This is a genomic window from Emticicia sp. TH156, from assembly GCF_002855535.1.
Classification (GTDB): Bacteria; Bacteroidota; Bacteroidia; order Cytophagales; family Spirosomataceae; genus Emticicia; species Emticicia fluvialis.
This window is the reverse complement of the sequence record NZ_PKRS01000008.1, coordinates 95,835-109,815: the sequence shown is the minus strand read 5'-3', so window position 1 is coordinate 109,815 and position 13,981 is coordinate 95,835. Positions and strand designations below refer to the sequence as shown.

At 41.9% G+C, this 13,981-nt stretch carries 5 protein-coding genes; all 5 read right to left on the bottom strand.

Annotated elements, in window-relative coordinates; all coding sequences use genetic code 11:
- Positions 1-1,641 carry a CotH kinase family protein gene (locus tag C0V77_RS15690; protein WP_101727293.1) on the bottom strand — a complete coding sequence of 547 codons (1,641 nt, stop codon included), beginning with the start codon at positions 1,639-1,641 and terminating at the stop codon, positions 1-3.
- Positions 1,642-1,668: 27 nt separating this feature from the next.
- Positions 1,669-5,994 carry an FG-GAP-like repeat-containing protein gene (locus tag C0V77_RS15685; protein WP_143706109.1) on the bottom strand — a complete coding sequence of 1,442 codons (4,326 nt, stop codon included), beginning with the start codon at positions 5,992-5,994 and terminating at the stop codon, positions 1,669-1,671.
- A 92-nt stretch (positions 5,995-6,086) separates the two neighbouring features.
- Positions 6,087-7,883, bottom strand: coding sequence for a RagB/SusD family nutrient uptake outer membrane protein (locus tag C0V77_RS15680; RefSeq protein ID WP_101727291.1), 1,797 nt, complete (start codon positions 7,881-7,883; stop codon positions 6,087-6,089).
- 64 nt (positions 7,884-7,947) lie between these two features.
- Positions 7,948-11,124 carry a TonB-dependent receptor gene (locus tag C0V77_RS15675; RefSeq protein ID WP_101727290.1) on the bottom strand — a complete coding sequence of 1,059 codons (3,177 nt, stop codon included), beginning with the start codon at positions 11,122-11,124 and terminating at the stop codon, positions 7,948-7,950.
- Between the two features lie 1,128 nt (positions 11,125-12,252).
- Positions 12,253-13,974, bottom strand: a complete 1,722-nt coding sequence (locus C0V77_RS15670; RefSeq protein WP_101727289.1) for a RagB/SusD family nutrient uptake outer membrane protein — start codon at positions 13,972-13,974, stop codon at positions 12,253-12,255.
- Positions 13,975-13,981 lie beyond the last annotated feature (7 nt).

The following is a 13,981-nucleotide window of genomic DNA, read 5'->3' as shown; positions in this document are numbered from 1 at the left end:
CTACTCACGGGCTATTTTCTTCACAATTTTGCTACCATTTATTTCTAATTGCAACAGACCGATGTTGATCAGATACAAGTTTTGTGGTACCTGTACGGTAATCCGGTTTTCGCCAGCTTGTAGTGCTTCTTCTGTTTTAAGAAGTGTTTTACCCTGCATATCAATCAGAGACAGACGCGCTTTTTCAGCCCTGAGCGCCTGCACATGAATTTGTATTTTATCAAGAAAAGGATTAGGATATACCCGCATGGATACACTGCTTGTTATAGATGGCTCGTTAGCTGTAATTGTGAGGCTGCCGGGTTGCTTAATGTTGGTATCAAGCCATTGAAGCCTGTTGATAATGAATGACTTTAGTTCTTCTACCTCACCACTCCAACTGTTTGATATCGGATTGGGTTGTGGCCATACATAGACCCCCAATATGGGCCACTTCTGAAAATTCCTCCTGGCAGGCTGCTGCAAAACAACTGTCAGGCTATCAATGAACTGAAAAATCTTGTCTTGCCGTAAAGCACCATGTTGTCGCTGGAAATTATACTCTTCGCCCAGTTCTCGTACAAAGGCAGAGTCTTCCATCATACGTTCCCACCAGAAAGGCACTTGCAATCCGTCGTTCGGGCATACATTATTAAACTGATAAGAAAAACCCTGGTAGCTGTCTCCCCCGCAATAATTACCGTTACCATAGGCAATATCATAGTCCCAGGGCGGGCCTGCTTTTATTTTACCGCCTTTGCTGTCTTTATCTTTATAAAAAAAAGTACTGATACGGTAGCCATCTACGTTCTTTGAAATTTCGTTTGCCAGAAACAACCTGATAAAAGAGGGGGTGTCAAAATATTTCCGATAGCCATTGGTTTTATCTCTGAAATTATCTGCCTTCAGTGAGGCTTCGGCAGTATTTACATATTCGCTCAGATAAGCCTTTTGCTCGGTTGTTATAGATTTGGGCGCTTCATACTGGTAATACGTACGGGTATTAACCGGAGGGTTATTTACGTACCTCGATGTCCAGCCTCCAAGGCTGGTACCGGTTGTTTTATCTACCTTAAAAATGTAGCCACCCGTAATATCGTCTCCTTTCAGGTCGGTTTCTTTCAGTTTAGCAATATCTACTCTGCCCGCCGCACGTTTAATTTTCTCCATAAATACATAAACGCCCATGTAGCTATCGTTTAAAAAAACTTCTACATATTGTGTTCTGCTGGCATAAATACCCATTTGCCTTGCCAGATTCATGGTCAGTACATTGTGCATCAGGCTTTTTTCGTTGTAAGAGGCAAACAGAATCCAGTCTGACTCCTCCGGCATTCCAAACAGGCTGGCATCTTTTGATTTCCCTTTGTCGTCCCATAACTCAATGCCCAGGCTTTTTTTAGGAAACATCTGCGAAGAAGACCCCCGGTATTCAATGCCAATAAAGCCATTGTAATGATTGGGCGCATCTTTTAAACTATTGGTTTTACCCGGTCCGTTATAAATAATTTTCATTTCGGCCTTTACCTTGGGGTCGTCCAGAATGGGTGTGCCCATGGTATTGATAAAAATAATAGGTAGATTAGATGACTCAAAAGTTTGCCCCAAGGCAATTGCCGGATACAAAAAAGCCAGTAAAAGGTTAAAGTATATTTTTTTCATGGGTCAGGTTTTGGGTTAAATACTGCCTTATTGTTTTATAACCGACACTTTTTCCGAGGGTCCGGTATCGGCGTCAGCTTCTATCACGGCCTGAATCCTGGCAGGTACGTTCGATAAGAAATCATAACCTGTAATTTTCTCCAGGTCATCTACGCTTAGGCGGTATTCTTCCCATTTGGTGTCTGGTACTGTTTGTCGGTTCGGAATATACACAGCAATGATGCGGGTTTGTTCATTAATACGGCTTAAATCGTTTTGCCCGTCAGGCATCATTACAATTACCTTCCAGAAACTCTGGGGTACTGCCATTTTTCCGTTATCAAGCGTAAAACTCTTGCCTCCGGCTGTTCCTGTTCCTGCAGTACCGTGTACACCTGCAATGATGTACAATTCGTTACCTTCGGCCGTTGTTTTTCGGCAGTAGGTTTCAAGGTCAGCCCACAAGCCCCGGTTAAGTTTAGGAGCCTGCGGCACAATATTGGTCATCAGAAAAGTGGCGTCATTATCTGCTACTGTTGAGGTTCTGTCGCCCGATGGGCACAGGTGGCCCCTGTCGAAACCAGAATTGAGGTAGTCAGCGCTCTGCACCCTGTACCAGTCTTTAGGTAGTGATTCGTCTGCCCTGAAATGATCTGTTCTTTCTGCATTGCCAAGCCATGCACTGCTCAGATGCCAGCTTACCCAATTAGCCGAACTCCGTTCTCTGCTGTATGATACCACATATTGTGGTTTTATGATAAGGTAATTGTTATCATTACTTGTACTGGCATTGCTTGGGTTTCCCATTGCAAGGTTATTATCTTTGGTAGCAGTTGTTGAATTACCCGCATCAGCAGGCTTTTTATTTGTAGTTGTGGCAATTTTACTGGGCGTGCACGCAATGATAATCATAGAAAAGAAGGAAGCAAGCCAGGCGTTTCTTGTAAAACTGGACATAAGAAATGTGATATTTTTAATAAAAAACTTCAGATTGTCGCGGTTCTGAGAGGCAACCAATAACAATTCGCCTTTGGCATTCTTCAGGCGTACCAGGCCTTTGGCGTCTCCTGTTACACAATAGCCGCTTTTTTCGGGTAGCACGGCTGTAAAATTACCTTTACCATCTCCTTTCAGCATTAATCCGTTCAAGGCATCGTGCTTTCCTACCAGCACCTCAGTACCGTAGTCATTACCTGCTATCAACACATCCAGATTACCATCCTGGTCAAAGTCGCCGGTAACCATTCCATTTAAAGGTGCAAACTGTGCCTGAATCGGCAATTCCCTTACTTCAAATTTTCCATTGCCTTTATTTTCAATGTATGAGCTCTTCATCCAGTTGGCTTTCAGCACCAAAGCATCTTTCATTTCTTCCGGTTTCAGAATTTTATCAATTGTAGCCTCAGAAAACTTCATGTAGTTCTGAAAACGCTGGCGTGTCTGAATAAACTGCTTGGCCAGGTCATCGCGGGTATTGTACGGAAATTCCTTCGGTATTCCCTCATCATCAGGGAAATACACTGTCGGAATGGCATCGTAGAAACCATCGTTATTAAAATCTTTGGCATAAATACCCACCGGTTGGGTATCACTGGCCTGCATCAGGGTGTTCAGACCTAAATTTCCGGCTATATAGTCAATATCTCCATCATTATCAAAATCCCCTGACGTTATGCTTGTCCACCAGCCAATTTTGGCAGCCAGCCCTTCATTTTTAGGCAGTGGCTCAAGTTTGCCCTTATTGTTTTTAAAAATGGTTACAGGCATCCACTCTCCTACCAGCACCAAATCCGGCCAGCCATCGTTGTCATAATCACTCCATACGGCGTCACAAACCAGGCCTATGTTCTGTAAACCTGCAGCTAAACTGGCTGTTACGTTCGTAAACTTAGTTTGCCCGTTACGGCTGTCGTTTCTTAAAACATAGCTTGAAACAGGTTTCGGATAAGCGTTAGGCTCAACTCTGCCCCCCACAAACAAGTCAAGGTCTCCGTCATGGTCAAAGTCTGCCGCTTTTATACAAGAGCCACTTTTCAGAAACGCCGGCAAGGCCTCTGTGTTTAATGTAAAATGCCCTTTCCCATCATTTATATAGAGCCTGTCTTGCAGTTCGGGTGCATCTGGTTTAAACTCATAACTGCCACTTACAATGTACAGATCAAGGTCTTTGTCATTATCGGCATCAAACAGTAAAACGCCTGCGTCTTCCTGCGGTTTTTTAAAGCCTTCTTCACCAGGTAGCCAGTCCTGCACTTTAAACTTGCCATCCTTGTTCTGAATCAGGAATCTACCCTTATGAAATTTAGAGCCGCCCACAAACATATCTTCCAATCCGTCTCCATTTACATCGCCAACGGCAATGGCAGGGCCATACTGCGAGAGTTTATGTGGCAAGAGTTTCTGTACGTTAAAATCTATGTAGTCTTCTTCTTCATGTTTATAAGGCACCTGCAGTTGTGTGCTGATGTCAGTAAATAAAACCGGCTGACTTGCTTTAGCCTCTGCCGGATGCACCGAGGCATCACTTTCTTTGAGGTTTAAAACCTGGTTGGTCTTAATATTTTTCAGAATCTGGGTTTTGCCGCTCTGCCAGGTAATTTTGAGTTGGTCAATTTTCTGAATCTTACCCAGTCCAAAATGTGCCACCGGTTCAACCGACGACAGGTATCCACGATAAGGCGTATGCTCATATACCTGCTTTTTGCCGTTATCATATTCAATTTCAACCCATGCACCCAAACCCATCAGATTCGGGGTATTACCTTTAAAGCTCACCCTCAGGTAATTGCTTTCCTGCGGTTTTAGCTGTATTGAGTTATTCTGGTAAACTGAGGCGGAGTCGTCAATGTTATTAACAATATAATCCAGGTCACCGTCATTATCCAAATCAGCATAGGCGGCTCCGTTAGAAAACGAAGGCTCGGCCATTCCCCATTTTTTGGTTACGTCTTCAAACTGAAAATTCCCTTTGTTATGATAGGCAAAGTTCTGAATTTTTACAGAAGGGATATAGTCACTGAGAAAAGAAGCAGAAGCCAGATGAGACACTGATTGCCGGTAAGCCATAAAATCGAGGTCGGTGATATCCTTCGGAAAACCATTTGTAATGATGATGTCTCTGAGGCCATCGTTATCAAAATCAACTACCATGGGTGTCCAGCTCCAGTCGGTTTGCGCTACGCCTGATAACAGGCCTACTTCACTGAAAATCGGTTTGCCTGTTACCGGGTCTTTACCCTGATTTACCTGAAGCGTATTGCGCGGATACTGATAAACATAATGAAAGCGGTCGTTATTCTGAAAAGTCTGGTAGTTATTGGCCATTGTCATCATTTTCTTCCGCTTGTTGGTAAAGGGCATCATGTCAAGCGCAATAATATCAACCAGGCCGTCATTATTGATGTCGGCCACTTCGTTGCCCATAGCTGAGTATGAGGTATGCTTAAAGTAACTGGCGGCTTGCTCGGTAAAACCTGTATGCCTGCCATCTTTGTGCTGATTTATATAGAGCAGGTCGTTGGTAAGGAAATCATTGGTAACATAAATATCTTTCCAGCCGTCCTGATTGATGTCTGTAATATTAACCCCCAGACCAAAGCCTTCAACAAGAATACCCTCTTCTTTTGATACATTGGTAAAATAGGCATGCTTTCTGGTTTCATCCCAATCGTTTCTATAAAGCCGGTGAGTGCGTTTAGAGCTTCCGTCTTTCAGTGCTTCGCGGTACATATTAGGTACATTGATGTCTTCCATCTGATTTACCAAAATGTACAAATCGAGGTCCCCATCGTTATCATAATCAAAAAATACCGAATTGGTTGTGTGAGTAGTATCTGCAATTCCGTAATCAGCAGCCATTTCTTTGAACGACGGAACACCGTTCCGCCCTACGCCCTGATTCACATATAACATATTGGCACGTTGGCTGGCCACTTTCTTTACTGAGGCAGAAACATAAATATCAGGCAGGCCATCATTATTAATATCAACCACCGAAACCCCGTTACACCAGCGGCCTTCACCACTTACCCTGGCTTCGGCAGTTACATCTTTAAACTTAAGTTTATTTTTGGCATCCAGACCTTCGTTCAGGTACAATTTATTCGGAACCTGATTACCTGTAAAATAAACGTCTGGTTTACCATCAGCGTTGAAGTCACCAATGGCTACTCCACCACCGTTGTAGATATACTCAAACGATACAATGTTCATCGTATCATTTTCTGTAATACGGTTTGAGAACTGAATACCCGTTTCGTCGGCTGGTAGCTTACTAAAAACAGTATCTGTTTTCTTACTGCACGAAAAAGCAAAGGGTACTAAAAGCAAAAGCAAGGATTTTACAAAAAGTGGGCTAATAGAATGTCGTTTCATTACAAAATCAGGTAGTATTAAAAAAAACAGAGATGGCAAAGCTACCATCTCTGTAAAAATAAACTTTTTTTTCTAAAACAATCACATTAAAATTATTTGTAAGCCGGATCCTGCTCCAAAGTTGGCTTACCGTCTTTTTCTGAACGGTCGATAGCCTCTTGCGGAATTGGATAAAACTCGTTTTTACCTTTAACAAATCTGGCACCTTTCTTATAAACACGTTTGTTCGCTTCTACCTCATTGTATTTGTTCAATACATCGGCAGCAATACCCCATCTTACGAGGTCAAAGAAACGGTGTCCTTCCATACCAAACTCCAGACGGGTTTCAAAACGAACCGCTTTACGGGCAACATCTTTGCTGGTCCAGGGGGTGGTATAGTTTTTAATTACATAATTAGCAGCAGGTACAGGATTGCCTTGTGCGTCAGATACAAGCGTGTAGGCGTCACGTGTTGCACCCTGAATAGCTTTCTGAACAAATCCCGCAGGGTTAGCTGCACGGGTTCTGATCATGTTAACCAACTCTCTGGCTTTTTCAAGGCTTCCTACTTCCACTTCACATTCTGCCAACCAAAGTAAAATCATATCATAACGCATAATACGGTAGTTGTTGCTGGTTAAGTTACCCCAACCGTTTACGCCCGTAAATGCCTTAGAAGGAATGTGTTTCTTAGGTGAGTACGGACCCGCATAAGTTTGGTCACGGATAAAGTCTACATTATGAATTTTGTAGTCGATAAACAAGATACCACGACGACCAACTGTCTGGTCTAAGCGAGGGTCAAGCGCACCATCATAAGGAGTGAATGGATCTTCCAATTTCAAGCCCTGGTCGTTTTTAACGTCAGAATCATTGAAATTATCAATTAATGGTAATCCGTCTGAACTTGTCTTGAATGCATTCACCAGGTTTTGTGATGGTTGGTAGAACCCGCAACATCCCCAAGGAGACGCATAAGGGTGAGCCAGACCTACACCTTGGTTGGCGGCGTCACCGGTAGCGCTTGAAGAAGCAAACTGTACTTCGAAGATTGACTCAGCGTTGTTACGCGTGCTTGCATCAAAGTTATCTCTGTACACATCAACCAATCTGAATTTACCGCTGTTTACAATTTCTTCCAAAAGTGCTTTGGCCGCTGTAAGTTTAGCTGTATTAGCCGCGCCACTGCTGATATCAAAGCCCTGGAACATCAAAGCCTTAGCCTGGAAAGCCTTGGCTGCCCATTTGGTAGGGCGGCCAACCTGTGCCTGTGTTGCCGGAAGAACCGATGCGGCGTCAGCAAAATCTTTCTCAATTTTTGCCCAGGCGTTAGCATCTACAGGTACTTTGGTACTTTCAAGGTCGTTAAGGTTGAAGACTTTCTCGTCAATGTACGGAATATTCTTCCACATTTTCTTAGCCTCAAAATGGAACAAAGCTCTGAGGAACTTCGCTTCGGCCAGAATCTGTGCTCTTCTGGCGTCAGTAATATCCTTCACATCTGCAAGGGTATTAATTACGTCATTGGCACGTGCCACACCTTTAAATAAACCTCTCCATTTGTTTTTGATGTGGTTATTGGTAGGTTGGAAGTCCCATTTTTCAAGGAACGATTGCTCAGGTTGGTCACCGGCGTCAGTACCTTTGTAAGCGTCATCTGATGGGATACCACCAAAAACCCAGTTATGGATATCATTATTCCAGGCATCCTGACCGTCAAGCCCTGTTCCGTCAATCATTGCATAGGCTCCCAATAATACGCCTTCAACACCTTTAGCTGTTTTCAGCGAGGTAGGGCTGTATTGGGCTTGTGGCTCACGGGTAAGGAATTCATCGCTACATCCAACTGCGAGTCCTACCGTTAGTCCTGTTGCCAGAAATATTTTAACAATATTGTTACTTTTCATATTTGAATTGTATTTGTTTAAATGTAATAAATGTGTTGGCTTTTAATTTTTACTGCTACTCTAATTAGAAACCAAAGTTAACACCTACAATAAATGTTCTTGATACAGGCATGTATCCACCATCAAAACCTAGCGTATTATCGGTTCCTGTCTGAATCTCAGGGTTAAGACCGGTATACTTGGTAAATGTAGCTAAGTTCTGAACCTGAAGGTAAATCTGTGCATTGTCTAAAGCTGTTTTCTTAGCAACTTTTGAAGGCAGATTATATGTTAACTGTACATTTTTGATACGGAAATACGATCCATCTTCAATGAAATAGCTTGAAGGACGGCTACTAACCTGGTCGTTGGCATCCATAATAGGTACAGTACCTGAAGTATGGTTTGGTTGCCATGCATCGTACAATGCGCGTTTAGAACGGTTACCCTGGAAAGTATTGAAGTCAGAGAAATAACGGGTATAGTTAAAGACATCGTTACCTTGTGTACCGTTGGCAAAAATGGTCAGGTCAAATGCTTTATATCCTAAGTTGATGTTCAAACCGTAAACGAAATCAGGGTGAGGGTTACCGATAATGGTACGGTCAGCATCAGTGATTTTTCCGTCGCCGTTAATGTCAGCCACTTTAAATTTACCAGGTTTGTTGTAGTCTTCATATTTAGGCCAAGCATCTGCTTCTGCTTGTGTCTGGAAGATACCCAGAATTTTGTAACCGTAGAATGACGAGATCGGTAAGCCAGCCTGAGTTAAAGTAACAGCTGGTACGCGAGAACCATATCCGAAATAACGAGTGTTAGGGCTGGCATCAAGTTGGTCTACGTTGTTTCTGTAAGTTGACAAGTTACCAGAAATGCTGTAACGGAAGTTATTGATGCTGTTTTTATAGTTAATACCAATATCAAGACCTTTGTTTGTCATCTGCCCTACGTTGAAAGCCGGAGCGTTCGCATCACCCACTGTGAAAGTCAATGGAGTAGTGAATAACATATCAGACGTTACACGTTTCCACAAATCGATTTCAAAGTTCAATTTACCTTTGAAGAACGACGCATCTAAACCAATGTTAGTTGAGGTTGTAGCTTCCCATTTTGCTTTAGGGTTACCAAAAGCTTGTGTATCGTAACCGATTGTCGGAGTAGTTTGGCTACCATCAATAGGATACCCAGCATGGTAAATATCAGAACGATAAGTTGTATAGGCGTTGTAGTTACCGATTTTCTGGTTACCGGTTTTACCCCAACCGAAACGAAGTTTCAAGTCTGAAACAAAAGGCAGGTTACCTGAAATGAATTTCTCTTCAGACAAACGCCATCCTAAACTGAACGCAGGGAAAAGCGCGTTACGTGATGCTGACAAGAAACGTGAAGAGGCGTCATTTCTGATAATCGCCTGAACAAGGTATTTATCATTGTAAGCATAGTTGAATTTACCGAACTGCGATGACAGGGTGTAGTCGTTACCAACACGGCCATAGTTACCAACTCTGGTCGGATCTCCAAGATCAAGGTAGCTGATAATCGGTAAGGTTTCAAAAGCATAGCCATTACGGGTTGCACCAAAGTACTCGCCAAATTGTTTGATAGCCTCAGTACCTATGTAAGCATCCACTTTGTGTACGTTATCAAACACTTTGCTGAACGATAGCGTATTTTGCCATACCCATTGGTAGTCGTAGCTGGTGTTAGATTCCGAACCGTTGTTGAAGCTACCTTCAATGTACTCAGGGTTAGCACGGCTGATATATTTACCGTTTTCACCTACAACATCAATACCTAAACTGGTTTTGAAAGTAAGGAACGGAAGGATATCGTACTCACCGTAAATATTACCGAACCCTCTCAGTCTGTATCTTCTGTTATCAGCCTGACGCGCCAAAGTTGCATAAGGGTTAGAGTTGTTACCCAGGTTGGCACCACGAGAACCCGCAAAGAAACCATTGATGTCATAAATCGGAAGCAACGGATGGTGTTTGTATGAACCAGAAACCGCATTTTGCTCTTCGTTGTTGCTGAAACCACCTTTACGGTTATCAAGCGCTACAGTAAAGTTTTCACCTACTCTCAGTTTTTTGTTAATGGCTGAGAACTCAGTATTTGAGCGTAGTGTATAACGGTCATAGCCGATAAATTTAACCACACCGTCCTGAGAGAAATAACCTACCGACAAAGCGTAGCGGCTGTTTTCTGAACCACCACTTGCTGATAACTGATAGTTTTGAATAGGCGCAGTGCGGGTAAGTTCTCCCCACCAGTAGGTATCTGCCGATTTAGTAATGGCGTAGATGTTGTCTGGTGTTAATGAATACAAGGCAGGGTTGGTGTTGGCAGCGCCTTCTTTACCTGCACTTGGAAACACGTAATCAGGAATGGTAACCTCACCATTAGGGCCATAAGTGTACTGGCCGTGTGAAGGCGTTTTGCCTGCATATTTATCAGCCAGATAAAGGTATTGTCCTAGTTCCTTGGCATTCAGAGACTCAACATTTTCTGAAACTTTCTGCGAACCATAATAAGCAGAGAAGTTAATTTTAGCCGGACCAATTTTACCTTTTCTTGTTGTAATGATAACTACCCCGTTAGCTGCACGAGAACCATAAATTGAAGAAGCAGAGGCATCTTTCAGAATCTGGATAGTCTCGATGTCATTGGGGTTTAAGTTACCCTGATTTTCAGTAGGTACACCGTCAATAATGAACAGAGGGTCGTTATTACCGATTGTACCAAACCCACGTATACGTACCGTTGCATTACCACCGGGTGTTGCGTCATTAACGATACTCAAACCAGATGCACGCCCTTGTAATTGTTGTGCAAAGGTTGTAGCAGGAACCGACTGAAGGTCTTTTGCATTTACTGTTGTTACAGCGCCTGTAATATCTCTTTTTGACTGAGTACCATAACCGGTTACAACCACCTCATCAAGAGCCGCTTCGTCTGATTCTAATACGATGTTCAGGGTTGTCTGATTGCCGACTGCAATTTCCTGATTTCTGTAGCCAATCGAACTCACCACAAGCACCCCACCAGAGGTTGGAACATTAATTTTGTAATTTCCTGAAGCATCCGAAATGGTTCCGGTAGTAGTTCCTTTTAATGAAATACTGGCACCAGGGATCGCCTCACCTTTTGGATCACTTATCTTACCACTAACAGATTTTTGGGCAAAAGCTACAATGGACATTAGCCAAAGTACGCCACAAATCAGAGCACCCCTAATGGGTACAAAGTAGTTTTCTTTCATACGCTTGTTTTGTTTGGTTAAAAATTAAAAATTAATTGTAAAAAACAGTATATCCTGCCGTTAATGACAGAACATAACCGGGGAAAGAACTTAATCTTTCATACGCTTAAAAAATCAGACAAAAAACAGGGTTTTAAAACTAGTTGTGGAAAATCATCAGACACAGCAACCTACAGGCGAAGAAATAGACATTCAGCCCCTGTATTACCATGCTTATTAATTTTATTTTTATTAAGATAATCCGGATTTATCGTGCAGTGAACGAAAAGAAATTATCTTTCATACGCTTATAAATTATAATCTAAACTCAGGCAGTATTAATACCTGAAATACAAAAGTGTTAGCTCCGAGAATTCCAAATGCTTTACGAGTAGATGCAAGGGAAATTTATCATAGGCTTATATCAGTATTAGTTAAAATTAGGTCAAATCTATTATTACAAAATCAGGCTTCAGACAAAATAAATATGCCTTAATGCAGAGTATTTTATAGGTTAAGTATGTTTTTGTTTAAAAAAATATGCGTTTAACGCATCCTCTTCCATTACGGGAGCAAATTATGTCAATTCTTTAATTTTTCCAAATTTTTCCATTTATTTTATAAATTTTAATCTAAGGCTTATGTTTTTTAAAAAATATTAAAAATAAAGCTAAAAAACAGGCATAAAAGCACCAGAACACGGCTTATCTTACTGCTACCTTTGTTTTTGTCTCTATGCGCTCAATCAAAAGGGAATCTGTAAACTTCTCAACGGTTACAATAAACGAAGAAACTTACTTTTCCCTCAGCCTGATTATCTTACCTGATTTGTATTATTATATCTCTTTAACCTGTACTTTACCCAAACGCCTCACAATTGTAAACTAGTTTGCTTTCAATCTAATTAACCTAATCACTATAATGCCACTGGTTCCGCGAGCGTTAAGTATTGTTTTTAAGGTAAACGTTCTTCAACTTATCACCAGTTAGCTCTCTCAATACATTTTGCTCTTTTTTGCAAGAAAACAACATCAAAAGGCAAAAAAATCAACAACTTTTCCATTATCAATTTTTGAGGTGGTAAAAAAAACAATAGGAGATGGCGGTCAGCCATCTCCTATATGAGGTAATCCTATTATATCTTAGTTATTAATATCCAGGATTTTGTTTTAATACACTAGAACCTACAAGGTCAATCTGAGATTGTGGAATCGGGAACAAAGCTTTATTAGCTGTGTAAACTGCTCCACCTAATGCGCCCGGTAAAAACTTCTGGTCATATTTCAGATAGCGGTTGATAGCTTCAACGTCTTCGCCCCAACGAACAAGGTCATAGAAACGATAACCTTCCATACCCAACTCTAGTCTTCTTTCAAAACGAACAGCAGCTCTTGCATATTCTTTAGTTGGGAAAGAACTATATAAACCAATTTTGTAATTAGCAGCTGGTTGGCCGTTGATTGAAACAAAATCAGATGCATTAGTAGCGCGACCTCTTACCATATTAGTATATTCCAAGGCTTTGGCCAAAGAACCCACTTCAATTTCAGCTTCTGCAGCCATTAACAGAACGTCTGCAAATCTGATAATAGTAACGTTGTAGGCGTTGTAGGTCTGGTGTCCCCAACCACCCGTTTCTGTCAAACCTGCTGCTTTCTCTGCTTTGGTAAAGATGTACTTTTTAGGAGAGTAAGGGCCACCGTTAGGTTGGTTACGAATCATGCTGAAACCAGTGTGAGGACCCCAATCAAGGAATGGAATACCTCTACGGCCTACTGAATGGTCTAATCTTGGGTCTAACGGACCAGCATCTAATGTGAAAGGCTGATCAGATTTAATACCCATATCATTTTTAACTGCATTGGCTTCAAGATTGTAAGAGTTATCCAACAATGGTAAACCATTGGCATCAGTACGGAACGAGTTTACAAACTCAAACGACGGCTGGAAGAAACCGCAACAGGTACCAGGGTCAACCCCTTGGATGAAGTTAAGCTGCAAGTCGCCGTTAGCATTATTACCGCTACCTGATTTAACAGTTGCCTGAACCGCAAAAACTGACTCAGCGTTATTATCGTTAGCAACTCTATACAGGTCAGAATACTTAGGTAACAGCGCATATTTTTTACCACCGGTTGTTTTACCGTTAGCAATAATCAAATCAAAAAGTGCTTTTGCTTCTGCATATTTCTTTTGATACAAATACGTTTTTGCAAGGTAAGTTGCGGCAGCCCATTTATTAGCACGACCTACCGAAGAAGATGTCTCTGGCAAAGCATCATAAGCTGCTTTAAAATCAGCCTCGATTTTTGGCCAAAGGTCTATATCATTTTTAACTTTCTCAATTCCGTTGCCGACACCAATATTTTCATCCACATAAGGAACCATATTGAAGTTTCTCTTCAATTGAAAGTAAAAATGGCCTCTGATAAAACGCGCCTCTGCTGTAATTCTTGCTTTATCGGCTTCTTTCACACTTGGCAATGCATCTTTCAACAGACTCAATACTGCATTTGCTCTGGCTACTCCATCAAAGTAACTTTGATAAACGTTACCAGCCACCTGGTCAGTAGATACATACTCATATCTTTGAACCGGAATCATTTCGGTACCATCACCCGGGTCAGTTCCTTTGTTGGCGTCTCCACCTCTGATACTACCGATAAGCCAGTTTGACGGACCAGAGTGCGTTTGGCTAAGCGCACTCAGCTGTGCATAAGCTGCAATTAATGAACCCTCAAGACCAGCAGTACCGGTCAATTGGTCCTTAGAGAGTGTACCTGTAGCAGGCACATCCAGGAAGCTATCTTTACAAGCGTACATCCCTGCAAACAGGACGAAGCTGGAAATTAATATTTTAACTTTTTTCATTGTTTTA

What these genes read in the sequence shown, in the direction of transcription:
- C0V77_RS15690 (WP_101727293.1), bottom strand. Translation starts at nt 1,641, where the DNA reads ATGAAAAAAATATACTTTAACCTTTTACTGGCTTTTTTGTATCCGGCA.
- C0V77_RS15685 (WP_143706109.1), bottom strand. Translation starts at nt 5,994, where the DNA reads ATGAAACGACATTCTATTAGCCCACTTTTTGTAAAATCCTTGCTTTTG.
- C0V77_RS15680 (WP_101727291.1), bottom strand. Translation starts at nt 7,883, where the DNA reads ATGAAAAGTAACAATATTGTTAAAATATTTCTGGCAACAGGACTAACG.
- C0V77_RS15675 (WP_101727290.1), bottom strand. Translation starts at nt 11,124, where the DNA reads ATGAAAGAAAACTACTTTGTACCCATTAGGGGTGCTCTGATTTGTGGC.
- C0V77_RS15670 (WP_101727289.1), bottom strand. Translation starts at nt 13,974, where the DNA reads ATGAAAAAAGTTAAAATATTAATTTCCAGCTTCGTCCTGTTTGCAGGG.